At 62.9% G+C, this 23,722-nt stretch carries 25 protein-coding genes and 4 pseudogenes; 21 read left to right on the top strand and 8 right to left on the bottom strand.

All coding sequences use genetic code 11. The annotated features are described in order from the left end of the window. Nucleotides 1-128 precede the first annotated feature (128 nt). A complete protein-coding gene (locus tag NI18_RS21395; protein WP_037533379.1) occupies nucleotides 129-572 on the top strand; it encodes a hypothetical protein in 444 nt (147 codons plus the stop codon). On the opposite strand, the gene NI18_RS25375 is transcribed toward NI18_RS21395, so the two are convergent. Then, complete coding sequence (locus NI18_RS25375) at nucleotides 569-724, bottom strand: hypothetical protein (RefSeq protein ID WP_198527091.1); 156 nt, start codon at nucleotides 722-724, stop codon at nucleotides 569-571. The two genes, NI18_RS21395 and NI18_RS25375, sit on opposite strands and share 4 nt — an antisense overlap. Before the next feature lie 61 nt (nucleotides 725-785). On the opposite strand from NI18_RS25375, the gene NI18_RS21390 reads away from it, so the two are divergent. Next, nucleotides 786-1,055 (top strand): HU family DNA-binding protein, encoded by a 270-nt coding sequence (locus NI18_RS21390; RefSeq protein ID WP_037533376.1) that lies wholly within the window; start codon nucleotides 786-788, stop codon nucleotides 1,053-1,055. A 51-nt stretch (nucleotides 1,056-1,106) separates the two neighbouring features. Continuing rightward, nucleotides 1,107-1,730, top strand: a complete 624-nt coding sequence (locus NI18_RS21385; protein ID WP_084215403.1) for an SOS response-associated peptidase family protein — start codon at nucleotides 1,107-1,109, stop codon at nucleotides 1,728-1,730. Nucleotides 1,731-1,772: 42 nt separating this feature from the next. Here NI18_RS21385 and NI18_RS21380 read toward each other — a convergent pair whose 3' ends face one another. From NI18_RS21380 to NI18_RS27630, 3 genes are all read right to left on the bottom strand, one after another. After that, nucleotides 1,773-2,642 (bottom strand): toprim domain-containing protein, encoded by an 870-nt coding sequence (locus tag NI18_RS21380; protein ID WP_037533503.1) that lies wholly within the window; start codon nucleotides 2,640-2,642, stop codon nucleotides 1,773-1,775. A gap of 252 nt (nucleotides 2,643-2,894) precedes the next feature. Further along, nucleotides 2,895-3,218 (bottom strand): single-stranded DNA-binding protein, encoded by a 324-nt coding sequence (locus NI18_RS21375; protein ID WP_037533373.1) that lies wholly within the window; start codon nucleotides 3,216-3,218, stop codon nucleotides 2,895-2,897. Between the two features lie 51 nt (nucleotides 3,219-3,269). Next, nucleotides 3,270-4,046 (bottom strand): hypothetical protein, encoded by a 777-nt coding sequence (locus NI18_RS27630; protein WP_306286592.1) that lies wholly within the window; start codon nucleotides 4,044-4,046, stop codon nucleotides 3,270-3,272. Between the two features lie 330 nt (nucleotides 4,047-4,376). Between NI18_RS27630 and NI18_RS21365 the strand changes: the two genes are divergently transcribed. Genes NI18_RS21365 through NI18_RS21335 form a run of 7 tightly spaced genes read left to right on the top strand, consistent with a single transcriptional unit; the run spans nucleotide 4,377 to nucleotide 8,732 of the window. Next, nucleotides 4,377-5,033: a muramidase gene (locus tag NI18_RS21365; protein WP_306286591.1), complete on the top strand. Its 657-nt coding sequence runs from the start codon at nucleotides 4,377-4,379 to the stop codon at nucleotides 5,031-5,033. Continuing rightward, nucleotides 5,030-5,383, top strand: coding sequence for a hypothetical protein (locus tag NI18_RS21360; RefSeq protein ID WP_037533367.1), 354 nt, complete (start codon nucleotides 5,030-5,032; stop codon nucleotides 5,381-5,383). Before NI18_RS21365 ends, NI18_RS21360 begins: the two co-directional genes overlap by 4 nt. After that, nucleotides 5,380-5,979, top strand: a complete 600-nt coding sequence (locus NI18_RS21355) for a lytic transglycosylase domain-containing protein (RefSeq protein ID WP_037533363.1) — start codon at nucleotides 5,380-5,382, stop codon at nucleotides 5,977-5,979. Before NI18_RS21360 ends, NI18_RS21355 begins: the two co-directional genes overlap by 4 nt. Continuing rightward, complete coding sequence (locus NI18_RS22750) at nucleotides 5,976-7,304, top strand: LPD7 domain-containing protein (protein ID WP_052149417.1); 1,329 nt, start codon at nucleotides 5,976-5,978, stop codon at nucleotides 7,302-7,304. The genes NI18_RS21355 and NI18_RS22750 overlap by 4 nt, the downstream gene beginning before the upstream one ends. Before the next feature lie 22 nt (nucleotides 7,305-7,326). Then, the gene (locus tag NI18_RS21345; RefSeq protein WP_037533360.1) at nucleotides 7,327-7,647 is read left to right on the top strand and encodes a TrbC/VirB2 family protein; all 321 of its coding nucleotides are present in this window, start codon (nucleotides 7,327-7,329) and stop codon (nucleotides 7,645-7,647) included. Between the two features lies 1 nt (nucleotide 7,648). Then, entirely contained in the window at nucleotides 7,649-7,984 is a 336-nt protein-coding gene (locus tag NI18_RS21340; protein ID WP_037533357.1) for a VirB3 family type IV secretion system protein, read from the top strand. Next, entirely contained in the window at nucleotides 7,977-8,732 is a 756-nt protein-coding gene (locus NI18_RS21335) for a VirB4 family type IV secretion system protein (RefSeq protein ID WP_037533354.1), read from the top strand. The genes NI18_RS21340 and NI18_RS21335 overlap by 8 nt, the downstream gene beginning before the upstream one ends. A 611-nt stretch (nucleotides 8,733-9,343) precedes the next feature. Here NI18_RS21335 and NI18_RS21330 read toward each other — a convergent pair. Next, nucleotides 9,344-10,500: pseudogene (locus NI18_RS21330) on the bottom strand (IS110 family transposase). A 71-nt stretch (nucleotides 10,501-10,571) separates the two neighbouring features. Between NI18_RS21330 and NI18_RS21325 the strand changes: the two are divergent. The 11 genes and pseudogenes from NI18_RS21325 to NI18_RS27615 form a co-directional block, all read left to right on the top strand. Next, nucleotides 10,572-12,376, top strand: a pseudogene (locus NI18_RS21325) (transporter); the annotation flags it as partial. Next, the gene (locus NI18_RS21320; RefSeq protein WP_306286590.1) at nucleotides 12,309-13,103 is read left to right on the top strand and encodes a type IV secretion system protein; all 795 of its coding nucleotides are present in this window, start codon (nucleotides 12,309-12,311) and stop codon (nucleotides 13,101-13,103) included. The pseudogene NI18_RS21325 and the gene NI18_RS21320, both read left to right, overlap by 68 nt. Nucleotides 13,104-13,105: 2 nt before the next feature. Further along, nucleotides 13,106-13,378, top strand: coding sequence for a hypothetical protein (locus NI18_RS21315; RefSeq protein ID WP_037533493.1), 273 nt, complete (start codon nucleotides 13,106-13,108; stop codon nucleotides 13,376-13,378). A 45-nt stretch (nucleotides 13,379-13,423) separates the two neighbouring features. Next, a complete protein-coding gene (locus tag NI18_RS21310) occupies nucleotides 13,424-14,488 on the top strand; it encodes a type IV secretion system protein (RefSeq protein WP_306286589.1) in 1,065 nt (354 codons plus the stop codon). Nucleotides 14,489-14,924: 436 nt separating this feature from the next. After that, complete coding sequence (locus NI18_RS21305; protein WP_037533349.1) at nucleotides 14,925-15,602, top strand: type IV secretion system protein; 678 nt, start codon at nucleotides 14,925-14,927, stop codon at nucleotides 15,600-15,602. 1 nt (nucleotide 15,603) lies between these two features. Next, complete coding sequence (locus NI18_RS21300; protein ID WP_306286588.1) at nucleotides 15,604-16,296, top strand: TrbG/VirB9 family P-type conjugative transfer protein; 693 nt, start codon at nucleotides 15,604-15,606, stop codon at nucleotides 16,294-16,296. Then, nucleotides 16,293-16,610 carry a TrbG/VirB9 family P-type conjugative transfer protein gene (locus tag NI18_RS27625; protein ID WP_306286587.1) on the top strand — a complete coding sequence of 106 codons (318 nt, stop codon included), beginning with the start codon at nucleotides 16,293-16,295 and terminating at the stop codon, nucleotides 16,608-16,610. Before NI18_RS21300 ends, NI18_RS27625 begins: the two co-directional genes overlap by 4 nt. A 1-nt stretch (nucleotide 16,611) precedes the next feature. Next, nucleotides 16,612-17,922, top strand: a complete 1,311-nt coding sequence (gene virB10, locus NI18_RS21295; RefSeq protein ID WP_037533346.1) for a type IV secretion system protein VirB10 — start codon at nucleotides 16,612-16,614, stop codon at nucleotides 17,920-17,922. Nucleotides 17,923-17,926: 4 nt separating this feature from the next. Further along, entirely contained in the window at nucleotides 17,927-18,949 is a 1,023-nt protein-coding gene (gene virB11, locus NI18_RS21290) for a P-type DNA transfer ATPase VirB11 (RefSeq protein WP_037533344.1), read from the top strand. 13 nt (nucleotides 18,950-18,962) lie between these two features. Then, a pseudogene (locus NI18_RS28205) lies at nucleotides 18,963-19,982 on the top strand (type IV secretory system conjugative DNA transfer family protein); the annotation flags it as partial. 56 nt (nucleotides 19,983-20,038) lie between these two features. After that, nucleotides 20,039-20,878: a type IV secretory system conjugative DNA transfer family protein gene (locus tag NI18_RS27615; protein ID WP_306286586.1), complete on the top strand. Its 840-nt coding sequence runs from the start codon at nucleotides 20,039-20,041 to the stop codon at nucleotides 20,876-20,878. Between the two features lie 172 nt (nucleotides 20,879-21,050). On the opposite strand, the gene NI18_RS21280 is transcribed toward NI18_RS27615, so the two are convergent. From NI18_RS21280 to NI18_RS21275, 3 genes and pseudogenes are all read right to left on the bottom strand, one after another. Then, nucleotides 21,051-21,344 carry a hypothetical protein gene (locus tag NI18_RS21280; RefSeq protein ID WP_037533342.1) on the bottom strand — a complete coding sequence of 98 codons (294 nt, stop codon included), beginning with the start codon at nucleotides 21,342-21,344 and terminating at the stop codon, nucleotides 21,051-21,053. A 247-nt stretch (nucleotides 21,345-21,591) separates the two neighbouring features. Continuing rightward, nucleotides 21,592-21,810: pseudogene (locus NI18_RS23925) on the bottom strand (molybdopterin-dependent oxidoreductase); the annotation flags it as partial. Nucleotides 21,811-22,092: 282 nt separating this feature from the next. Continuing rightward, nucleotides 22,093-23,109 (bottom strand): IS110 family transposase, encoded by a 1,017-nt coding sequence (locus NI18_RS21275; protein ID WP_037533488.1) that lies wholly within the window; start codon nucleotides 23,107-23,109, stop codon nucleotides 22,093-22,095. Between the last annotated feature and the right edge of the window lie 613 nt (nucleotides 23,110-23,722).

Below are 23,722 nucleotides of genomic sequence, written 5' to 3'. Positions count from 1 at the left end.
GCGCATGATCGCGGGCATCGGCACGAAAACTGGCAGTACGTGTTGCGTGGAACGGGTACACAACAGACCAAAAACAAACCAAGAAGATTTCGCTTTCGTTCTGCCATCGGCTGACTCATAGAATCGAGATGCCGATCCGCCCCGAAAACCGCTGGCTTTACCCGATCGACTGGCGCCAGCTGTCGGACGTGATCCGGTTCGATCGGGCCGGCGCGCGCTGCGAGCACTGCTCGAGACCGCATATGCGTCGGGTCGCACATCTTGGCGATGGTCGCTGGTGGGATGCCGATGCCGTGTGTTGGCGCTCCGGCCGTGGCAAGCGGATCGCGCTTAAGGGCGGCTTCATTCTGGCGTCGGTACGAACGACTTATGTCGTGCTGGCTTGTGCGCATCTCGATCACGATCCAGGCAACAGCATGCCCGGCAATCTCGCGGCGCTCTGCCAGCGTTGCCATATGATCCACGATGCGGCCGAGCATCGATGGCAGCGCTGGTGGAACGTCTTTCGCCTGCGCGCAATCCGCGACCTGTATGAAGATCCGCGCGTCACGCGAGAGCGCAGCGCGCATTAGAAACCCGGCCGAAGGCTTTGCGTTGGCTCGGGCGCCAGCTCGGCGATCGCCCCCTGCCCGCACCCGGGCTGATACACCTCGACCACGTCATGATTAGCCAGTTTGTGGACCATCAGGCGGGCGCCCGCGACATGCACATCGTCGAGCAGCATCATTGTATCGGCGCTCGGCACGGCTAAGGTCCGGCCAGATCCACTAGGGAGAGTAAGTAGCATGAACATCGGTGAACTGGCCAAGGGCGTCGCTGGGACGACAGGCACGAGCGAGGCAGAGGCCAAGGCCGCAATCGCCGCCGTGTTCGACCAGATCGCAAGCGCGGCCGCAAAAGGCGAAGAAGTCTCGATCGCCGGCTTCGGCAAGTTCTCGGTCAAGGATCGTCCCGAGCGCCAGGGCCGCAATCCGTCGACCGGCGAGGCCATGACCATCGCTGCATCGAAGAAGGTCTCGTTCACGCCCGCCAAGGGCCTGAAGGACAAGCTCTAAGACCAGAGTGCCGGCGGGCGAAGCTTGCCGGCACCACGATAGGGTGCTCGGATGTGCAATCGATACAGGCTGACGGCGAAACAGGCGGAGATAGCCGCGACATTCGGCATCCGCCCGCCTTACGAGCCCGACGAGACGTACCCGGCTCCCGACATCTTTCCGACGGGCAAGAAGACGCCCTTCTTCGGCCAAGTGGTCATCGAGGACGGCACCGACCGGAAGATCGAACGGATGGAGTGGGGTGTACCGACCCAGGTGCCGAGCAAGCGCGACCCAAGCGTAAAGCTCACCAAATACGTGACCAACGTGCGCAATCTCAACTCGAGCTTCTGGCGGTCGATGCTGACAACGCCGGCGCGCCGTTGCCTGGTGCCGGTAACGGCGTTCTCCGAGTTCGGGATCGCGCCTGGCGAGGACGGAAAGAAGCCGCTGCACTGGTTCGACGTGCCTAGCCGCCCGATTTTTGCCTTTGCCGGAATCTGGCGACCGACCGAGCGCGGGAATGCTTACGGATTCCTGACCACCGAGCCGAATGCGATCGTCGCGCCGATCCATCCAAAGGCGATGCCGGTGATCCTTCACGACGACGACTATGATCGCTGGCTATCGGCACCATGGGACGATCTGAAGGGGCTCGTCGCCCCCTACCCTTCCCAGTTGATGCGGCTCGGCTGACACGCTCATAATCCCCACGATCCAGCATCCGCTGCTGCGCTTTCATGCACTTCGCCGGTGCGCGCGCCAGGCATCATTCCAGTCGTCGTGATGCTCGGGCACGCGGCTGATGAGTTCGCGCCCGTTCGCTGTCAGGTGATCGCGTGCCTTTTCGAGCAGGCGGTCGGCCGCACGGCCCCGGTCACCGTAAACGATCACACGGCGGACCTTCTCCGGGATCGCGACGAAGGCTAGCCGTTCGACACCGCCCAGCGCCCATGTCGGCGTCCCGAACCATTCGGTCGCCGACCGGGCGTCCTCGATCCCTTCGGCAAGGCCCAGCTCGTCGGTCGCAGGCGCAAGACGGATCGCAGCTGTGCCGAGCAGTCCGAGCGCAACCTTCGGCTTTGGGATGGGCTTGCGCAGCACATCGACAGGATCGAGGAAGGTCCGCTGGACGGCAACCAGTCCGAGGTCGTTTTCGACTGCGGCGATCATCGCGGGCATTACGCGTCTGTCGGCACCGGAGCCGAATATGGTCGCCGGGTTGAAGCGCAAAGCCTTGGGATGGGGCGCGGCGAGGCCGCGGGCGACGAGATAGGCTTCGGCGAGCGTGCCCGCGACCGGCACGCTGGCATTCCAGAGACGCAGGGCGAGCGCGCCCATGTCGCGCTTTGGTTTTCCCTCCGGCATTGCCACCGCAGAACGGTCATGGAGCTTTTGGCGCTGAAGCGCCTTCAGCACCTCGAGCGCTGTACAGCCGGCAAAACAGTGGAAGAGGATCGCGGAATCGCCGAGGCGGACGGACAGGCTGGGTGAGCCATCATCATGGGCTGGGCAGCGGCATTCGCCGCGGGTGCCACGCCATACCCCGCCGAGCTGTTCGACAATGTTCCTGGCTCGAACTTCGGCATCGAGCGGTAGTCTCGCCATCGGCCACGTCCTGTGAAGCTGATAGGTTTCGGTCACTTTTGGCCTCCGGAAAATATCACCGAAGGCCAGGCGGCATCCTCCACTCTGGATGGTCGGCAGGAGACGATTGGCCGCGCGCGGCGCGACGATCTCCTTCGTCCAGGTGTCGCCCCGAGCGAGGATCGTCACCCGACCGGGTCGAGACCGCCAAGCGGGCTCGGCCACAGCGCAGCGTAAGGTAGAGCCGTGCGGCCAGGTCGCTCCCGCCTCTCATCAGCTATGCTCGGCTTCCGCCTTGGTCAGGATCGAGAAGGTGTCGGCAATCAGTTCGGTGCGGTAAGAAACCTCGTTGCCTTCGCCGTGGTTGCTCTCGCGGACCCGGCCGGTGACATGCACCAGATCGCCCTTCCCGGCTGCTTCGACTTGGGGTCCGACATTGGAGAAGCACACGACGCTGTTCCACAGCGTGTCGGTCTTCCAGTCGTCGCCGTCGCGCCGGTTATAATTGGCGGCGACGCTCACATAGGTGACTTTCTCGCGCGCCGTGATTTTGCCGATGCGACCGATGATCCGGAACTCGGCAATATTCTGTGGCATGATTTCCTCCTTGGTTGATGTTGGGGTCGGATCCGGCGGGCCTGTGCGAGCCTAGTCGCGCTCCTCTTGGCGGTGCCGAAAGTGGTAGCGCGCCAAATTCTCGGGCGTCGCGTATGTGTCGTAGGCCGTTGTCCAGTCGCGCCGGATAGCCTGCTGCGCCGTCCGAAGTGGCACGCGGCGCTCGCAAACCAGTCGCCACAAGACATAGGCCAAGGCATTCTTGTCGGCCGCGTTCGCGTGGCCGCGCCGGGGCTGGAGCCACAGATCGCGTAGGTCGAGCGGCGCGCCGCCAAGCGAGATCGGGATCAGATGGTCGAGTTCGTAATTGGCGAAGGACTCGCCCGGATGCTGCGCATCCATCAAGCGCCGTTTGACGGGCGCGGTAACCGCGAAGGCGGGGCGGACCGATCGGGCATAGCCGGGTCGGCAGATCGTCGTGCCGATGTTCGCCTGAGTAATAGAGGGATCGACGGCCCCTGGCGTGTCGCGGGGCGGCAAGATGCCGGTTCGGTCCACCCGCAAGAAGGGATTGCGGAGCGCCGTCGATAGGCCGGCAACGGCATCGCAGAAGTCATGCGTCGCAGCGACGCTGCAGGCCGAAACCTCCCCTCGCCTCCCAGCCCGCTTGTCATCGAACGGCCGATACCAGAAGCCGATGGCGATCAAGAGCGCCAACCCGCCCGATATAGCTTGCAGCTTCAAGAGCGAATGGCCCGTATATCCACCGTCGTCCCAGTCAACTCGAAACCACTCGACAACTGAATCAGCTAGGTGCTGGCCTAGCTGACAATTTCCTAAAGCGGTTTGAAACACATCTCCCATGGTCATGGTGCAATACCGTGCCTCTAGTCGCAATAGATTACGCCGTATCACTCCATAATCGCGAATGGATCGCTCCAGATGTGTTGTTGTTTGCCTTCCGCTTCAGGTTTAACCTTTTGATATCGATGTCCTCTAGTCGCTGACATCTGCCTGGGTTCAATTTAGCATTGGTGCATTGATGTGCTTCCGGCGAGTATCCTAGCGAAGGCAATTCAACTCTGTGCCGCCGGGCTAGCCGTGGCCGGAACGCCATCTCCCGCGTCGCTCGCAATCTCCGTTCGTTCGGGTGCGGTCCTCGCTAGGCAGCCCGGCAACGCAGCTGACGCAGAGGCGACGGTGCGTGATCTGATCGCGTTGGGCGCGGACTTCGAGGCGGGGCCGCTGGCGATCCGAGGCCGTGATTTCGCAACTTACGGTATCACGCCGGCAACGGTTTTTGATGCCTGCGCGCTATCGCATATCGACGACGACCGGTCTTCTATCGGCTCCGTGGGCGCGCTCTCGGCGTCGAACGTCGCAGCCCTCGTTCGTCGCGCCTTTGGCTCGCGGATCACCGATACGATCCGCCCAATGAACGCCAGCTACGGCGCGCGGTATAGCTGGCACAAGTTCGGCCAGGCGGTTGATTTCGTTCCCGCAGGCGGCGTCCACGCGATCGACCGCGAGAAGATCCGGGCCCTCATGGCACAGAGCGGTATCCGTATCATAGAGCTGCTCGGGCCGGGGGATCGCGGTCACGCGAACCACTGGCATGTGGCGTTCGCGCGACCCGGACAGGTCATCGACCGGACCCGACCGATCGAAGGCGACGAGGACTGGATCATCACCGTCGCACAGGGCGACGCGCCGTCCCCACCGACGCCCGCCGGAGTTGAGGCGGCCCCCGCACCGACCGCGCCGGCCTCGGCCCTCGCCCTTGCCGCCAATGCACCGGCGCAGTGGGACGTGTTCGCAACCGAAGAGTGGCGCGCAGTTCATGGAGGTGGCTCATGATCCGATACCTGACGACCAAGCTGGGCGGCACTACTGGCGCCATCGCGCTGTGCGTGGCCGGCGTCGTGGCGGTCGCGGCCCCACAACCCGCCTACGCGTCGGACTGGGGGTGTCAGGTGGTCCTCTGCCTTGCGACACCCGGTTCGCCGACGAAATATGTCGAGTGCGTCCCGCCGATCACGAAACTCTGGAACGCCCTCGCTATCGGCGGCTCGTTCCCGACCTGCACCGGGGTCGGCGTCAAAATGAAAAAGGCCAAGCACGGCTACGACCTGACCGTGACGCAGGCCGATGGCGGAACGTCGCGGTACGCGCTCGACACCCGCTACCAGACGGTGACGCAGCAATGATCCACGCCATCGCCGCGATCACCATGCTCGCGCAGCAATGCGCGCCTGAGATCGCGACCGAGGCGGTTGTTCCCCTGGTCGTGACCGAAAGCGGCGGCGACGATCTGGCGATCAATATCAACAAGGGGCCGCGTGTCCGCGCCGCGTCGATCGCCGACGGTGCCGCGCTGGTGCGGCGGTACATGGCGGCCGGCTATACGGTCGATGTCGGGTTGGCTCAGGTGAACTCCGCCAATTTCGCGCGGTTGGGCGTTACCGTCGAACAGGCCTTCGACCCCTGTACGAACCTGCGCCTCGCATCCTCGATCCTTCGGGCGGGATATGGCCTCGCGATCCAGCATTATACGGGGCTGGACGCGATCTCAGCGACCTATTCGCTCTACAACACCGGCACGCTGACGCGCGGTTTCCACAATGGTTATGTCGGTCGCGTTTGGTCGGCCGCGAGCGGCATGGGGACGATCCAGACACCCCCGCCCATCCCGGGCTCGGCGTCGGCGCCGACCGCCACGCCCGCCTCGGCAAAGCAAGGGATCGCCGAAGCTAGCTGGGTGGTGGGGCAGATCGATCCCAGCGCGGTTCAGGTCTTCAAATGAGCGCGGATAACAGCGTTGCGCGGGGCGGCCTCGACGCGCAGACGCAAGCCGAACAGGCTGCGTTCCAGATCCCGCCTGAGCTGGCGACACGTTATGAGGTGCGGATCATCGAGCCGTCCGACGGCAGCGAGCGCCGCGTCGGCATGTTCCTGCCGACAGATCGTGAGAACCCGTCGATCGAGATTGCCGGCGATCGCATCATTGCTCGAAACGAGGATCCCGACACCGTCTCGGCCCTGGTCACGATCGCCAAGCACAATGGCTGGGCGGGGATCGACGTCGAAGGTTCGCCTGAGTTTCGTCAGGCCGTGTGGACGGCGGCCTCGCGCGAAGGCCTGACCGTGCGCGGCTATGAGCCGAGCTTCGACGAACAGGCGCGAATGGAAGAGCTGCGTCGCGCCGATGCTGCACGACGCGACCGTGAGGTGGCGGAGAAGCCGGCCCCGACTGTCGAACCCGTCGCTCCGACGGCGGCTGTCGGGGCGACGGAGGCGACAGTCCTCGCGCCGTCGGCCGACGCGGAGAGGAACGGCGCGCCTCAGCCGTTGCCAAGCGGACGCAGCACCGAATTGTCCGACGCAGACAAGCGCCTCCTGTTGACGGTGAGCGTCCACACGCAGGATCGCAAGGCGCTCTACGCGGCCGTCAGCGAGGACATGGACCCCTTGCGGAGGGAGGTTCAGGCCGAACGTATCGATCTGAACAGGGATGCGCTGAACGGGGCGCTGGAGCGGGCCTTGGAAAGCCCGACGCTGGTCAGCGCCTTCTCAAGGTCCGGTTATGAACCCGACGGTCTGCGCCAGATGGCGCGCGACGGCGCGTGGGACAGCGAGGTCGCCGATGCGGTCTACATCGTCCGCTCCGGGCTCAACCGGCACGAAGTCGCGCGCGAATCCGGTGCGAACGTGCCGCTCGGCGGCGCGCTCGCCGCCACGCCCGCAGACCGCCTGGCCGGCGAAGCGACGGCTGCGCCCGAGCGACAGCCCGAACAGGAACCCCATATCGTTCGGGAGGAGCGCCTTCATCAGGCCGCGCCTGAGCGACGTCACGAAAATGACGAGCTGGCCGAACTGTTCCTGCATGGCGGGGCGGAACGGATCGCCGCCGAACCGCGCCTCGCCAACGCGCTGCAGGCGCAGGCGGCGATGGATCAGCACCTTGGTGCGGCGTTCGATGGCGACGCGGAACGGATGACGTCCGCGAGCTTGGAGAGCCGCCACATGATCTCGGACGTGCTGCGGCGCGGCCTGGATGTTTCGGTCCGCGAGCCGACGCCTGTTCGGCAGGTCGAGCCGATCCGCCCCACCCACGATCTCGAGAGGTAAACCCCAAGCCATGGAGACCCGTATGAAGTTCACTCAAGGCATGGGCCGGATGTTGTCCGACGCCCGCGCGCGGCAGGTCATCGGCTTTGTCGGTGCGCTTGCCCTCATTTCGATCGCGCAGCCGGCCTTTGCCGATGGAACCGCGATCGAAGGTGGCCTCAACACCATCAAGACGTGGATGACCACCGTCGCGTCGGTGGTCGGCGTCATCGCCGTCATGGCGGTCGGCTATGCCAAGCTGACCGGTCGGATGGATTGGGGAAAAGCGGTCACGGTGCTGATCGGCATCGGCATCATCTTCTCGGCAGCGACAATCGTCGGCTGGATGGGCGGATCGGCGTAGCATGGAAGACAAGCTCACCGAGGATAAGGTGTTCCTCGCCCTGACCAGACCGTCGGTGTTCATGGGATTGCCGCTCGAGGCGATCCTGCCGATCATCATGGTCTGCATGGTGATCTGGGGGATTTTCCACAATCCGTTTTACCCCCTGGCCTTGTTCGGCGCGCTTTACTTCCCGGCGCGCATGATCTGTCACTACGATTTCAATGCGTTCCGGCTGTGGGGCCTGTGGTTCCAGACCGGCTTCCTATCCAAGAACCGCAAGTTCTGGGGGGGCGGGAGCTACTCTCCCGTCCGCCTCGCCAAAGGCGTGAAGCGGAAGCATTTCGGCAATGACTGATTCCAGGCTGAAGCATAAGAAGATCGCGGTTCGCGAGACGGATGACATCAAGTTCATTCCCTACACGCGGCACATCGACGACACGCTGGTTGCTCTCGAAGACGGCTCGCTCATGCGCATGTATCGCGTCGATGGGCGGCCGTTCGAGACCAGCGACATCGGCGACCTCAACACCTGGCATAACAAGCTAAACATCGCGTGGCGCTCGATCGGTGACGATCGCGTCGCGCTGTGGACCCACCTCGTGCGGACAGCCACCGACCCCGTTCTTGGGGGCGACTTCCATTCCGACTTCGCGCGAGCCTTGCAGGAAAAATACGCCGACACGCTGAAGGAGAAGGTCCTCTACCACAACGAGTTCTACGTCACGATCATCGTCCGGCCGTCGAGCATGGCCGGCGAGCAAGTGACGCGGCTTTTCTCGAAGCGGAAAGCCAACGCCGAGATCGACGATCGCGCGCTCACGATCATGGCGGACAAATGCCGCGACTTCGAAACGCTGCTCGCCGATGTCGCGCCGGAGCCGCTCTCCCTGTATGAGCACAACGGCGTCCTCACATGGGGATTACTTAGTCAAGCGATCGTGCAATACTTGGCACGGTCGCTTTCTTTTTGTCAGCTACTGTTGAGCCTGCGGTCGCAGTTACTGAAGCGGTTCCGCCGGCGTCGCAACATCTTTTTGTCAGCTACTGTTGAGCCTGCGGTCGCAGTTACTGAAGCGGTTCCGCCGGCGTCGCAACATCTTTGAACCCGGCCAGCTGTAAGGCGTAAATAGCGCCCCCTACGCATCGGTAGGGTGTCTCTTCCGTAGCCCAGTTGATCTGGGCTCTTCGCCTTGATTTCGCTTCCGGACGCGCAATTTCGAGCAGCTCTGCAGTCGTGACTATGCGGTCATCCACCGCGAGGGTGCATGACGATGAGGATCCGCGGACGACCACATTGAACGGCGTCACGGCGGTGTGACTTGCACATCCCAGCGTAGCGATCAGAAAAGCCGCTGCCACGATCGGGAAGATCAAGGGTTTCATAGTCCGATGATGCCCAAGTCGCGATCACTCGGCAATGTCTGCTACTTATCTCGGCAAAACATCCGGATCTTTAGATCATGAACCGTTGCCCTTTCGATGACGGATAGCTGGTCTGAGCCTGTTGCAATAAGCGTCCCGCTGACCGGTCCGCTCTAACCTCACATCCGGTCGCCGCTCAGTCACGGCTGCACCACAATCCCGCTTGCGTCGGGTCTGGCTCAGAAGGACCGGAACCACTTTTTCGGCATTTCAAGCCAAGAGACGCGAACGGTCCGTCCACCTTGCATCCGGCAGGGACGATGCCCTGCAGGAACTCGTATAACTGGTTTGTTCAAGCAGCTTTGAGCAGCGCCCCCTTGGGCACGACGCCGGCCGAGGAAAACTGCCACAACGCGATCAGCAATTTGCGGGCGAGCGCCACGATCATCACACGCCTGATGCGACCGCCATTTGCTTGGACCCGATCCGCGTACCAGAGGGTCAATTCGGACTCGGGCTGGTGTCGAAGCCATAGCCATGCGACCTGAATCATCATCGTGCGCAACCTCTTGTTGCCCGCCTTGGAGACACCCTGCTCGCGGTCCATGGCGCCGCTTTGCCAAGGCGAGGGAGCAAGGCCGGCGTAGGCCGCTACCTGCCGCCTGTTACTGAAGCTACGGAAGAAGCCCTCCCCCTGCAGGACCGAAGCGAACTCAGGACCGATGCCGCGCAGTTCAAGGAGCCGGGCGCTTCCTGCTTTCTCGTCCCCATCTGCCGTCTTCGTTTCAAGCAAGGCGTCCCGTTCGCGTTCAACCTCCTTGATCTGTCCCATAACCAGTTCCAGCCGGTCGAGTTCACGCTCTATCTCGCGACGAACGTGTTTTGGGAGAGGACGATTGTCGCCGGTAACAAGCTCGTCCAGCCGAGTTCGGCGGTTAGCGTGTAGCGGCTCGAAGTCGCCGACGCCCTGAGCGAACAGCAGGCCCTTGATCCGGTTGACGTGGCGAACCCGTTCGGCGACCAACGAGCGCCGCTCGCGGCAAACGCGACGCGATCTTCGTCCTCCACGCTTGGCACTGCCACCATAGCACAAACCCGCGGCTCGCCGCGTTTGTAGGCCAGCAACGTACGTACCAGAGCTTCGCCATCAAGCTTGTCGGTCTTGGCTCGCCGACTGCGTCTGGAGGCCGCGATAGAGGCAGCATCTACGACGTAACTTTCAACGCGTTCCTGGACCAGGCAACGATGTATCCAGAAGCCGTCGAGGCCAGCCTCCTGGATGACAACTAGCGGATACTGTTCGCCTGTCCGAGTCCGCGCTTTCGCCTGTAATTGCTCGAAACGCTCAAGCAGCGCCGGAACGTCGCCCCCCTTGACCTGATGTCGCGAGATACGCTCGCCCCGCCCTGGTGACAGCGACGTCACCAGCCACGTGGAGCGGCTTAGTTCCAGAGATACGAATATGGCGTTCAACTGCGTGCTGACAGCAGCATGAGATGGCACGGACATGGGCAACCTCCTTCACGACAAAACGGGAAGATCAGTTTGCCCTAAACGGCACTGCCCCGCACCCATGGGATCTTTTTTCACGACCGATGGAGGTGCTGCACTTCATCCTGACCGGCGACCGCATCCGCGTGCCGCTGCTCGACGGCAGGCTGGGCCAAGCCTGTATGCCTCACGCGTGGTGTTCGGTCGCGAGGCGGCCGAGATCCGGCTTCCGCACAAGTCGCATTTCCTCGGAATGTTCGGCGTGCGCGAGTATGTCGCCAGCACGCGGACCGGTCAGTTCAACAGCCTGCTCACGCTCGACTTCCCGTTCGTGCTGACCCAGAGTTTCGCGCCGTTGGTGAAGTCGGTCGCGAGCGAGCGGTTCACCAAAAAATACAAGCAAATGGTCTCCTCGGACGATGCCGGCGTCAGCCAGGCGGAGGAACTGCTCGACGGCGTCGACGATCTCATGGCGAACCGCTTTGCCATGGGCGAGCATCACCTCTCGATCGCGGTAATCGACGAGAACCCGAAGCGGCTGCTGGAACGCTTGTCGATCGCACGATCGGCAGCGGCCGACACAGGCATGGTCATGGCGCGCGAGGACGTCGCGCTGGAGGCAGCCTTCTGGGCGCAGCTTCCCGGCAATTTTCGGATGCGCGCGCGCCCCGCGGTCATCAACACGCGCAATTTCGCAGGCTTGAGCCCGTTCTACACCTTCCCGGCAGGCCGCAAGTCTGGAAACCACTGGGGCGACGCGGTAACGCTGCTCAAGACGCGCGCGGGCTCGTCCTTCTGGTTCAATTTTCACCGTGCCGACATCGGCCACACGCTCATCATCGGGCCAACCGGTGGCGGCAAGACGGTGCTGCAGAACTTCCTGCAAGCGCAGCTCGAAAAGACCGGCGCGAAACAGGTGTTCTTCGACAAGGACCGCGGTGCCGAGATCTTCGTCCGCGCCTGTGGGGGCACCTATCTGGCGCTGCGCGACGGCGAGCCTACCGGGTTCGCGCCGTTGAAGGGTCTCACACCGTCGCCGCGCGACATAGCATTTCTGCGGCAATTCATCCGCGTCCTGGTACGCCGGGACAACCGGCCGCTCAGCGTCACGGAAGAGCGACTGATCGACGAGGGTATCGAGGCGGTGATGCGGCTGCCGGCGCCGTCGCGCTCGTTCAGCGCGTTGCGCGAGATGCTGGGCTACGCCGATGCCGAAGGCATCGGCGCCCGGCTGGAGCGCTGGTGTCTGGGCGGCCCGCTCGGCTGGGCCTTTGACGGTCCGCAGGACGAAGTGTCGATGTCGGCGCGGTTCATCGGCTTCGACATGACGGACTTCCTCGAGAACCCGGAAATCCGCACTCCCACGATGTTGTACCTCTTCCACCGTGTCGACGAACTGCTGGACGGGCAGCGTGTCGTGGTCGACGTCGACGAGTTCTGGAAGGCGCTTCAGGACGAAGCCTTTCGGGCGTTCGCGCAGGACGGTCTCAAGACCTTCCGTAAGCGCAACGCCTTCATGGTATTTGGCACGCAGTCCCCGGCCGATGCGCTGCGCTCGCCGATCGCGCACTCGATCATCGAGCAGACCGCGACCAAGATCCTGCTTCCAAACTCGGACGCCAAGCGATCGGATTATTGCGACGGGCTCGGCCTGACGGATGCGGAGTATCGGCTGATCCGTGAAGACCTGACGCCGGAGAGCCGGACCTTTCTGGTCAAGCAAGGGCATACCTCGATCGTTGCGAAGCTCGATCTCGGCGGGATGCCCAATGAGCTGAAAGTGCTTTCCGGCCGCGAGGAAACCCTCGTCGCCATGGAGGAGGCCATTGCCCTGGCGGGCAACGATCCTGCGGCGTGGCTGCCGCATTTCTATGCCAACCAAAGGAGAAGCTGACATGTCGCTCAAGCGCATCATCACGGTGGCAGCCGCGCCGGTCGCGATCGTCGCGTTTACGTCGCCGGCCGCTGCACAGGGCATCCCCGTGTTCGACACCTCTACCTATGTGCAAGCGCTCGCCCAGGTCCAGAACACGATCAAAATGATCCAGCAGGGCGAGCAGCAGATCCAGACGGCGACGACAACGCTCAGCTCGCTTCAGAAGCTGACCAACGTCAACGCGCTCGCCCCGCAATTGCTCAACGCGCAGGTGCGCAACATCCTGCCCAACACGACGATCGACGCCTCGACGTTGCTCAGTGGGGACCTCTCGAAGATTGGTTCGCTCGGTTCGCTCGCATCGAGCATCCAGTCTCGTTACGCGCTGCCGGCAACGTCGTCCTCCGACGCAGACCTAGCGTACAACCAGGCGCTCAAGGATGCGACCAGCTCATCGGCCGCCACGGCCGCGCTGGGCGAGAATACGCTCAGCATCGCCCAGACCCGGATGCAAGGCCTCGACCAGCTCCGCGAGCAACTGTCGTATGCCAAAGATCCCAAGGACGTGATGGACCTCCAAGCCCGAATCTCGGTCGAACAGGCACAGCTTCAAAACGATATGCTCAAGATGCAGGCGATCCAGATGGCGCAGGCCGGTCAGGCGAACATGCAGATCAGCGCAGCGCAAGTGGCGGCCGGTCGCGATGAAGCAGCATTCTTCAGTGCCAACACGATCAGGAAGTGATCATGCGCAAGATACTATCCCTCTGCTCGTTGCTCGTCGTCTGCGGATGCCAACAGAACGTCGTGGTGCCTACCGCCAAGGAGCTGATCGCCAGTCCTCAACTCCTCTCGCAGTGGCAGGCGAAGTGCGATGCGGGGGAGTACAGCCATCTCCCTGCGGATCAAAAGGCCAAGATGTGCGCGACGACCGGCGACGCGACCATCTCGGTCGCCCAGACCAAGGCCGGCAACGAAGAGGCGGACTTCTTCAAACAGAACACGATCCGCAAGAAGTAGATTTAATCGCTGCGCCTTGATCGCCGAAGATCGGAACCTCACCCAATGGCTGCCGGCCCACCCAACATCATGACGCTGTTCACGACGATGTATTCGTATGTGGAGACCGCCATAGCGACCTCGGTTGCGAGCTTCGGGGCGGGGCTCGTCAGTTTCGTTGCAGCGCCTTTGGCCCTGGCGGCGATCATCTACTTCCTGCTGCTCGGCTTTGCCGTGCTACGAGGGGCTATTCAGGCTCCACTTCGCGAGCTGGTATTCCAGGCCGGCAAGGTCGGGTTCGCCCTCGCGGCTGCCAGTGCGGTTGGCTATTCGGCGTTTGTGGTGAACGTGGTCACCAACTTGCCGAGCGAGATCATCGCGGCTGGATCGGGCACGCCCGTCACCAATCCGGGCACGACCTTCGATACCTATGTTGCCGATACCGGCAAGCTCTCGGAAAAGTTGGTCAATGCGAACCTGAAGGTTCAGTCGCAAGAGCAGAAGGGCATCACTGACTTTCGCACACCCGTGATCCAGCTCAGCGCCACGCTGATCACCTATCTGTGCGTTGCCGTCCTCTACATCTTCGCGTTTATGTCGGCGTCGATCGGGTTTTGCATCGTCATTTTTGCCAAGCTGTCGGTAGCGATCTGCGTCGCGCTTGCGCCGCTCGCGCTGGCGTGTCTGCTGTTCAACTCCTCCCGCTGGCTGTTCGACGGGTGGCTGAAGCAGACCGTCAATTTCATCCTGCTGATGGTCGTCATGGCGATCATGACCAAGTTCATCACCGGCCTCCAGGAAGCCGCGATGGACGGCATCATGGGATCGATCCCCGAAGACGGCTCGTCCTTCGTCATGGCGCAGAACGGCTACATCGTTCTGAAAGCTGCCGTGATGCTCGTCGCGACGATCGCCTGTGCGGCGATCTACATTGTCGGCACGATCTTCTTCTTTCAATCGCCGGCCATCGCCGCGGGTATCTCGGGGGGTGCGTCATCCGGCGGCCATGGCTTCCTGCAGACCGGGGCGAACATGTTGACCAACCGGCTCATGTTCCGGCGCGCGACGCAGGCGAACCGTCCCCCGCCAGGAGGGGGCGCCACGGGCGGCTCGGCTTCCCGGTCCGCATAAGTCGGCTGGCCAGTCCAAGACCATGAATCACGGAACCGCCGGGCGCGGGACCTTACGAACGGAGACCGTATGAAAAGGCTGACCATCGTGGCGATCGGCACGCTTGTGCTTGGCGGCTGCACCGGGACTCATATCAGACCTGTCTCGGTGTGCGACGGCAAACACCGGCGTCCCGCCAACCTCTACGGGTCGATCCTGCCGAGCTTGCCCGTGCCACTGCCGGCGTCACAGCAGGGCGCAGGGCAGTCGATGGTGGCGCCGCCATCACGCGAGCTAGCACCGGCGCCTCTTCCCGCACCGACCCCTACGCCCGGTGCCGGAGGTACGCCTGCCGACCCCATCGGACCTGGGGCCATGAATATCCCGCGATCGGCGCCACGCACGTCCGCGCAGGACGTCGCGCCGACCTACTCCTCCTGCTGAAGGGATCGACACCATGGGCGCGGTGAAGGCCGAAGATAAAGAGAAATACTACGAGACATCGAGGACGTGGGAATATGATCGTATGCGGGCGGCGATCCAGTCCAAGCGGCTCGCCTGGGGCGTTGCGGCGGCGGCGTGCACGCTCGCTGTGGCGTCAGTTGCGGCAGTCGCGATGCTCAGCCCGCTGAAGACCGTCGAGCCCTATGTCATCAGGGTCGACAAGAGCTCGGGCGAGACGCAGGTCGTGACCGCGCTCAAGGGGCCGCAGCCGCGCACCTATGAGGATGCGGTCAACCGCTACTTCATCTCGCAATATGTACGGTTGCGCGAAGGCTGGCTCAACGATGCCGCGCGGGAGAACGCCTATACGGTCATGCTCACCAGCGATTCCGCCGAGAGCACTCGTTACCTCAACAGCGTTCAGGCCAACAACAAGAACGCGCCTTCCAACATTTACGGCGACAAGGGCTTCGTCTCGATCTCGATCCGGACGATCAGTTTCCTCAGTCCTACCGTGGCGCAGGTCCGCTTCACGAAGATCATCACCTTCGGGCAGAACACGCCGATCGCGCAAAATTGGAACGCGATACTGACCTTCAGGTATACGACAGCGCCGGAGCATGAGAAGGATCGGAATCTCAATCCGCTCGGCTTCCAGGTCGTGAACTATCGTTCTGACCCGGAGGCGTGACATGATCGACCAGCCAAATACGTTGGACAATGGCGACAGTGTCACTGTCCCCTTCCTGCCAGCGCTGCGCCAGAAGCTGGGTCTGCGCCTGTCACCGCCGACGACGGCGTTGGTGCTGACGGAGGATGGCGCCAGGAACCGCTTCTGGCGCGGGGTCGGGGCGGTGTGGCACCGCCTCGTCGCGTTCTCGGTTCTGGGTGCCGCGGCAGTCACGTTCGCGCCGCAACCCGCGTTCGCCTCGGAGACCCCCGTCCCCGGGGCCAAGGACGCCCGCGTTCGCAACGTCAACTACGATCCGGATCAGGTGGTGACGATCGTCGGCAGTTTCCGGCACGCGATCGAGATCCAGTTCGGGCCCGGCGAAACGGTAACGCAGGCCGCCCTGGGCGATACCGTCTCCTGGCAGATCGCGCCCGTGGGAAACATCGTCTTCCTCAAACCCCGCGAGAGGGCTGACGGCACCAACCTGATCGTCGTCACCAACGCCGGCGGCGTGCCGCGCACCTATCATTTCAACCTCGCACTAGGGACCAGCGCCACGATGTACGGCGTACGGTTCCGCTATCCGCGCGAGGAACGGGCGATGGCGGCGTTGCAGGTGCAGCTTGCCCAGGTCCAGGCTGCCAAGGCGATCGAGACGAGCATCACCACCGCCGCGCTCGACCATGCCGTGATCGAGGCGCCCGGAATATGAATTACACCGTGCAGGGTGACAGCGCGCTGCAACCCACCGAAATCTCGGACAACGGCGAGTTCACCGTGCTGCGCTATCCAGGCCACGCCGACATTCCCTCGATCTTCGCGGTCGATGTCGACGGGACCGAGACGATCGTCCCCTACGATGTCCGCGAGGATTTCGTCGTGATCCACGCGGTCTACCGGCAGCTGCGCCTCAGGCGCGGGGCGACGGTGCTGTGCATCTACAACGAGGCGCCGCTGCGGAACGATCGCGGCGATCGAACGGGCACCGTCTCCAATGTCGTCGAACGCAAAGTGAAGGGGCAGTAACATGGTCGGGACCGTGATTGACCGCGGGGGCGATGTCGCTGCCGACACCGTTGCGCCAGGCGAGGTCGATAACCCGGTCGCGCGTAGCGGCGGGTGGGGCAACCTCGCCTTCATCGGTGCGGGGATCGGACTGCTCGGTGCCATAGGCGGCATCGTGATAGGCTATGGTGCGTTTCACCAATCGGCCAGTACCGCGGCTGCCGCGCAGCCCGCAAAGGCCAGTGACCGTGCCGTGGACGACGTGATGGGATCGCCGAACGCGCAGCGAGCGGCGCTCGCGGGTCAGCTCGGCCAGCCCGGCGCGGCGCAAACCGACATCTTCGGGCGGCCGATCGCCGCAGCCCCGGGGCCGCAGGTCGCGGATGCCAACGGAAATCCGGTGCCGGCAACGAGCGGGACAACCTCCCCGACGGCGAACGGGCAGCAATCTCCCGAGCAGCGACGTGCCGAGCAGGCACGCGCCATGGCCGATGCGGCGCGGCGGTCGCCGATCATGGCCTTTGGCAACACCGGGCTGGCCTCGGCCGCCCTTCCCGCCTCCGCGCCCGGTGCGGACGCACAACAGGGGACGGACCTCGATGACCGGACGCGCGGCGGCGGACAATCCACCGTCGCGCGACGGGGCCTCGGTGCCAGTGGCTTCGGAGCGCGGGGTGAAGACAGTCCGGCCGAGGCGGGCAAGGGCTCGACCGACTTCAGCGATCAGCTCGGCCATGCCGCGATCCAGACGGTCCGGGCAACGATGGTCGCGGACCGCAACCTTTTGCTGAGTGCCGGCACGGTCATCCCCTGCACGCTCCAAACGGCGATCAACTCGACGCAGGCCGGGTTGGTGTCCTGCGTCATCAATCACGACGTCTATTCCGAGAACGGCCGCATCGTCCTGCTCGACAAGGGGACCAAGGTGCTGGGGCAGTATTCCGGTGGCATCACGCAGGGGCAAGCGCGCCTGTTCGTACTGTGGACGCGCGCCCTGACGCCGCGTGGCGTCGCGATCGACCTCGGGTCGCCGGCAGCGGATAGCCTTGGCCGGGCCGGGTTGCCAGGCGGCGTCGATACCCAGTTCTGGGCACGTTTCGGCGTTGGGCTCGTCATCTCGGTGCTGGAGGATGCCTCGCAAATTGCTGGTCGAGCGGTTGCCAATGAGGGGAGCAACACCACGCAGGTCCCCGGCCAAACCGGGCAGACGGTCCTTCAGCAAACTATGAACATCAAGCCGATCTTGAAGAAGAACCAGGGCGACACCGCGGCGATCTTCGTCGCCAAGGACTTCGATTTCCGCTCGGTCTATGACGTAGGATTGAGGCGTTAAGGCCGTGGCATCCAGTCCGACGTCGCTGATCTACGAGCATAATGCCGAGCCGATCCGACGGCACCTTCTGCGCGACGATGTGACCGAACTGGTCATCAACGAGCCGGGGATGATCGGCCTCGAGACGCGGGGTGGCTGGGAGTGGCATGAGGAGCCCGCACTCGACAATGCGGCCCTCATGACGCTGGCGAAGCTGATTGCGGGGCTGACCAAGCAGGACATCAACTCCGAATATCCGATATGCTCCTCGGTCCTGCCGGGCGGCGAGCGCGCACAGGTCGTCGTTCCCCCGGCGGTCGAGCAAGGCTTCATCTCGATCACGATCCGCAAAGCGTCGGGCGTGACGATGAACATCGACGATTTCGAGCGTGCCGGCCTGTTCAGCGAGGTCCGCGCGCACGGCCTGTACGAGCAGGTCGACCCCGATCTGCTGCGACTACGCGAGGCGGGCGACTGGCGTGCCTTCTTCAAGCTGGCGGTCGAGGCCCGCAAGAACATTCTCATCTCCGGCGCGACAGGCTCCGGCAAGACGAGCTTCTCGAAGGGACTCATCAAGCTGATCCCGGACTATGAGCGGATCCTGACGATCGAGGACACACGCGAGCTCGTCGTTCCCCAGCGCAACCACGTCCACATGATGTACGCCAAGGATGGGAAGAGCCTCCAGAAGGCGGGCGCCAAGGAGTTGCTGGAATCGGCGCTGAGGATGCGGCCCGATCGCATCCTTCTGCAGGAACTGCGGGACGGCACCGCCTTCTTCTACCTGCGCAACGTCAACAGCGGCCATCCCGGTTCGATCACCACGGTCCACGCCAATACGGCCGAGGGCGCGCTCGAGCAGCTAACGCTGCTGGTGAAGGAATCGGAAGGGGGCAACGATCTCGACCGCCACGACATCCGGGCGCTGCTGCGCTCCCTGGTCGATATCGTCGTGCAGATGCACCGCCTGCCACCCGGCGAGGGCCAGCCGGCGCGCTATCGCATGACCGAAGTATGGTTCGATCCGGCGAGCAAGCCGACCGACTGAAGGGGGTGCCGGCATGAACGGAAAATGGGTGCGAAGCGACGAAGGGTCGCAGCCGGGCGCGATCGCGTTCCTCGGCGTCATCGGCATGTTCGTCAGCGCCGCGATCGGCGCCCTCGCCGTCCTGTGGCGTGCCCACCTCCTCAACGCCCATACCCCGTGGCGCAAGGTGCCGGCCGCGCTGTGGGCGCTGAAGGGCTATCCGATCGTCTATCAGCCGTTCCTGATCGGCTTCGGGAGCGGCGTCGTCCTGACGGTCGTCATCATCGTCTCGACGCTGTTCACGCGGCAAAAGCTCCATGGTGAGGCACGCTTCGCGCGAGTCGGCGAGGTCCGCAATGGCAAGATGCTCGCCTCGGCCGGCATCGTGCTGGGCAAGTTCGGCGGCAAGGTGATGCGCTTCGGTGGGCCCGAACATGTGATGCTCGAAGCCCCGACGCGCGCCGGCAAGGGGGTGGGCGTCATCATCCCGAACCTGCTCGACTGGCTCGATTCTCTCGTGGTGCTCGACATCAAGCAGGAGAATTACGACAACACGGCGGGGTATCGGCTGAAGGCGCTCGGGCAGCAGGTGCTGCTCTTCAACCCGCTCGATCCCACGGGCCGCACCGTGCGGTGGAACCCGCTGAGCTACATCAACCGGCATGATCCGGTGGAGGTCATCAACGAGCTTCAGAAGATCGCGGCAATGCTCTATCCCGATCCGCTCACGGGCGAAAAGTTCTGGGCCGAGGGCGCACGAACCGCGTTCCTCGGTATCACCGCCTATATCGCCGCGACCGTCGACGATGGAGAGGACGCCCTCCCCTTCACGCTCGGCGAGGTGTACCGCCAGTTCGCGGCCGGCGATGCGCAAAGGCGTTTCCCGAAGATTATCGCCGACCGCAAAAGAGCTGGAAAGCCCCTGTCGGAAGGGTGCGTCTCGGCGATCAAGGATTATACCGGCTCGTCGGCGAACACGTTCTCCGGATTGCGCCAGTCGGTTACGTCCAAGATCAACGGCTGGCTGAACCCGTATGTAGATGCGGCGACCTCAGAGAGCGATTTCGATCTGAGCGACTTCCGGGACAAGCGGATCTCGCTCTATCTCGCGTGTCGCCGGATGACCTGGAGCGGGTTGCGCCGATCTACGGCCTGCTCTTCCAGCAACTCATCGATCGCAACGTCCGCGAGCTGCCGAAAGGCGACAAGCATCAGATCAAGGTGCTGCTTGCATTGGACGAGTTCGCGAGCCTCGGCAAATGCACTGTGCTCGCGAACGCCTTCAGCTATGTCGCCGGCTACGGGTTGCGGATGCTGCCGGCGTTCCAGTCGCTCGAACAGATCCAGGGCGTCTATGGAGACAAGGTGGCGGCCGACATCGAGCGAAACTGCGCGGTGCGGCTTGTTCTTCGTCCGGCCGGTTTGGCCGAGGCGAAGAAGATTTCCGACCAGCTCGGCAGTTACACCTTCAAGGCGAGGTCGCGCTCGATGGGAACGTGGGGCGGCGGGGGCGGCTCCACTTCGGACTCCGATCAGCGCCGGCCGCTGATGCTCCCTCAGGAAGTCGAGTTGCTGCCGGAGAACGATCTGATCGTTTTCCGGCGGGGCATGTACGCGACCTATGGAAAGAAGGTCCGCTACTATGCCGAGAAAAAGCTCTCTGCGCGAACCAAGATACCGGCCCCGGAGATGCCCCAGATCCGCGTGGACCCAGCCGTCGCTGCTAACAGCCTTCGGGTGATCGAGGCCACGCAGGCTCCCGTCGACGACGCCTCGTCGATGCGAGGCGCCGCGACACCCTCAGAACCTGCTGCGACCAACGGCGCTCGTGCAACTGGTCTGCGTGGATTGAATCAGGCCGCGATCAGCGCGGCTTTGGCCGTTCCGCCAAACGAGCGTGTCGCCAAGCTCTTCGAAGGCGTCCTCATGGTGCGAGGCAAAGCTGCGTAATTATTGAGAATGCCTTTTCGGCGATTTTCCAGCGAGAATCGTTTTTGGGAACGAGCGATTTGTCCCCAATGGCGTCGAATTGGACAAACCCGCCATCCGCGAAAGCGATGCCAAACGGCAGCTTCCGCCGCGAGCGGTCATTCCGATCAAAGCCAAGCCGAGTCGAAGCGACTTATGCAACGAGCGAGAATATCGCCCCTGGCGAGACTTTGGCATTGCGAACGCCCGCTGGCGAATAAGCCACGACTTGAACCTGGATAGCTTCCGCCGTCTTACGAGCGGCAGCGATTTTGACCGGGTCCGTATCTTGCCGAGTAGGATCCTGAACGGCATCGCGATTGAGCGGACCTGAACGCGGGTGCGCAGGATCGATGTTCTTGGCGGCGAGATCGACGTCACTGCAATTCTTGCAGGCGTAGCCGTTCACCTGCACCGGCGATGCATAATTGACGCTGCCGACGGCCATTTCATAATCCTTTCGGAACCGATCTTTATCGAATGAACGATAAGATCAGGTGCATGTGCATGTGCGCGAGTTGGGCCATCACTTTGGATGTAGATTGCGTCAGGAGACCGGTGCTGGCGTGAAGATCGTGCCTTCGGTCGAGGTCGCGGGTCGCCGCCGCCTCGCGCTCCAGCCCGCAAATCATGACATCTCCGTTCTGACGATGGCAGCCGTGACCGCGTCAGATGGCCGAACGGACCCCTTATCGCTAGATGCCGGCGTACCACTGGTATCCGGCTGAATCCTCCCAATAGCCGCCCTTTCCCGATCCGATTCTGGCGAGGCTGTCGACCAATTCGACCCGCATGACGTATTTCGCCTGCTTATAGCCGAGCTGGCGTTCGACCCGCAGTCGCAATGGTGCACCGTGTCTGACGCTCAACAGTTGATCGTTCATGCCCCAGGCAAGGATCGTCTGGGGATGATAGGTGTAGCGGCTTCTGTGGTTGCCGCCCGTGATGCAAGAGGGTTTTTACACCAATGTGCGAGTGATCGAGCGCGGTCTTCTGTAAGGCCTGTATGCGCGGCATTTTCGAAAGACCGCTGGCCGGTATGGTGATCCGCAGATCAGGTCCAAATCTCGCAAGAGAGCTTGAAGCTCGGAGCCGCTAACTGGTTTTCCTGATCTAGATCTGTTCGATCATTTTGCCCATTCGGGTCGTCGCCTTCTCACACTCCCTTCATCCGCGTGGCATGGACTACTCTGATATCAAGCAGTCATAGCCAGCGCCGGATCTCGATAATTCTCATTTCTGGTCAGCATGGCCCAGATTTGCCGAGCCATCTTGTTGGCCAGGGCGATCGCCACGAGCATTCTGGGCTTGCGACCCAGCATGCCAGCGAGCCACGAACCTTCCGGGATCGATTTTCGCCCCATCCAGTTCAGCCGCGACATTGCTCCGATGATCAGCATCTGTCGGATATCGGCCTGTCCCGCCTTGGTGATGCGACCAAGCCTTTCCTTGCCGCCCGAGGAAAACTGGCGAGGGACCAGGCCGAGCCAAGCCGCAAAATCCCGGCCCTTGCGAAAGCTCTCCATTGGTGGCGCAAAGGCTTCCACCGCCATCGCCGTTAGTGGCCCAACGCCCGGAACGGTCTGCAGGCGTCGAGCACTATCCGTTGCGGCCGCCAACGCCTTGATCTTTGCGGTCCGGCCCGCGATCCGGTCCGTCTGTTCGCTGATCTGATCGAGCATCTCCACGCATTCCTCCCGCATCAGCGCGGGCAGATCACTGTTCGGGGCCTCCACTATCTCGCGAATGCGCTTGATATGCTGGATGCCCAACGGAACGACGTGGCCATATTCGTAAAGACTGGCCCTGAGCGCGTTCACGAGTTCGGTACGCTGGCGGACGAGACGCTGCCGTGAGCGGTACAGGATGGCACTGCTCTGCTGATCGGCGGTCCTGGGTTGAACAAAGCGCATTTCCGGCCGCTGCGCGGCAATCACGATCGCTTCCGCGTCGGCCTCGTCATTCTTCTGACGTTTGACGAACGGCTTCACGTAATGCGGCGCGATCAGCCTGACCTCATGACCAAGCCGGACCATCTCCCTGGCCCAGTGATGCGCGCTGCCACACGCCTCCATCACGACCACTGCCGGGGGTTGGTCGGCCATGAACTTGGGGAAGTTCTGTCGCGATAGCTTTTTGCGAAATCTGAGCTCGCCCGTCATCGAGGCGCCGTGCACCTGGAAAACGGACTTTGCCAAATCCACCCCGATCATCGTATCGTTTGTCACGGTTGCCGTCCTTTCTGCTCAGTGGCCTCAAACTCCACTTTTCTGGCACATCGCGATGCCGTCTGGGAGGGCGGCAACCACCCCATCTCGCAATGATGATCGCCCGGAACTGCAATATAGGGCGGTTTTCGGCTCGCATTGCGTGAGACGGATCGATGCGGGGAACGCACGCTCCGTGAGACAGAAACCACATTCGGTGCGACCGACGCGCAATGCTGATCCGTTGGCTTACGGACGGCAAAAAGCGGTGGTTAGCGCCCGGGCAGCTTTCCGAGCCGGCATGGGGTCACTGCATATGTGGACGGCTCCCTCTTGCAAGATATGAGCGGCGGTATTTTGATCGCTTGCGTTCATATGTACGGCCTTTGGGTGCGGCCACATATGGTCGCTGGCCAAGCTGGTATCCGCAGCACGGGTTCTTAACACGAAAACGGCCTTTGACGGCCAATGTAGTGACCAGAGTGTCCCGAGCCTTAGATCGATCGATCACACCAACTGCTGTTCTTGCAAGATTTCCTTTCAATTAGTACAGGATCGTCGATAGCTACCGACGCTGTACAATCGAATTTCTATACTGGTAATAGCTCTGGCGCGGTTG

It is taken from the genome of Sphingomonas sp. Ant20 (assembly GCF_000783375.1).
In the GTDB taxonomy this organism is placed as follows: Bacteria; Pseudomonadota; Alphaproteobacteria; order Sphingomonadales; family Sphingomonadaceae; genus Sphingomonas; species Sphingomonas aerolata.
Note: the sequence above shows the minus strand (reverse complement) of the source record. Positions and strands in the feature narration are given on the sequence as shown.

Coding starts and splice junctions, on each gene's coding strand:
- NI18_RS21300 (WP_306286588.1), top strand. CDS start 15,604: ATGATCGACCAGCCAAATACGTTGGACAATGGCGACAGTGTCACTGTC.
- virB10 (WP_037533346.1), top strand. CDS start 16,612: ATGGTCGGGACCGTGATTGACCGCGGGGGCGATGTCGCTGCCGACACC.
- NI18_RS27625 (WP_306286587.1), top strand. CDS start 16,293: ATGAATTACACCGTGCAGGGTGACAGCGCGCTGCAACCCACCGAAATC.
- NI18_RS21355 (WP_037533363.1), top strand. CDS start 5,380: ATGATCCACGCCATCGCCGCGATCACCATGCTCGCGCAGCAATGCGCG.
- NI18_RS21275 (WP_037533488.1), bottom strand. CDS start 23,109: ATGATCGGGGTGGATTTGGCAAAGTCCGTTTTCCAGGTGCACGGCGCC.
- NI18_RS21335 (WP_037533354.1), top strand. CDS start 7,977: ATGACTGATTCCAGGCTGAAGCATAAGAAGATCGCGGTTCGCGAGACG.
- NI18_RS27630 (WP_306286592.1), bottom strand. CDS start 4,046: ATGACCATGGGAGATGTGTTTCAAACCGCTTTAGGAAATTGTCAGCTA.
- NI18_RS21395 (WP_037533379.1), top strand. CDS start 129: ATGCCGATCCGCCCCGAAAACCGCTGGCTTTACCCGATCGACTGGCGC.
- NI18_RS21385 (WP_084215403.1), top strand. CDS start 1,107: ATGTGCAATCGATACAGGCTGACGGCGAAACAGGCGGAGATAGCCGCG.
- NI18_RS21310 (WP_306286589.1), top strand. CDS start 13,424: ATGGCTGCCGGCCCACCCAACATCATGACGCTGTTCACGACGATGTAT.
- NI18_RS21390 (WP_037533376.1), top strand. CDS start 786: ATGAACATCGGTGAACTGGCCAAGGGCGTCGCTGGGACGACAGGCACG.
- NI18_RS25375 (WP_198527091.1), bottom strand. CDS start 724: ATGCTGCTCGACGATGTGCATGTCGCGGGCGCCCGCCTGATGGTCCAC.
- NI18_RS21305 (WP_037533349.1), top strand. CDS start 14,925: ATGGGCGCGGTGAAGGCCGAAGATAAAGAGAAATACTACGAGACATCG.
- NI18_RS21340 (WP_037533357.1), top strand. CDS start 7,649: ATGGAAGACAAGCTCACCGAGGATAAGGTGTTCCTCGCCCTGACCAGA.
- NI18_RS21345 (WP_037533360.1), top strand. CDS start 7,327: ATGAAGTTCACTCAAGGCATGGGCCGGATGTTGTCCGACGCCCGCGCG.
- NI18_RS21280 (WP_037533342.1), bottom strand. CDS start 21,344: ATGGCCGTCGGCAGCGTCAATTATGCATCGCCGGTGCAGGTGAACGGC.
- NI18_RS21360 (WP_037533367.1), top strand. CDS start 5,030: ATGATCCGATACCTGACGACCAAGCTGGGCGGCACTACTGGCGCCATC.
- NI18_RS21315 (WP_037533493.1), top strand. CDS start 13,106: ATGCGCAAGATACTATCCCTCTGCTCGTTGCTCGTCGTCTGCGGATGC.
- NI18_RS21375 (WP_037533373.1), bottom strand. CDS start 3,218: ATGCCACAGAATATTGCCGAGTTCCGGATCATCGGTCGCATCGGCAAA.
- NI18_RS22750 (WP_052149417.1), top strand. CDS start 5,976: ATGAGCGCGGATAACAGCGTTGCGCGGGGCGGCCTCGACGCGCAGACG.
- NI18_RS21380 (WP_037533503.1), bottom strand. CDS start 2,642: ATGGCGAGACTACCGCTCGATGCCGAAGTTCGAGCCAGGAACATTGTC.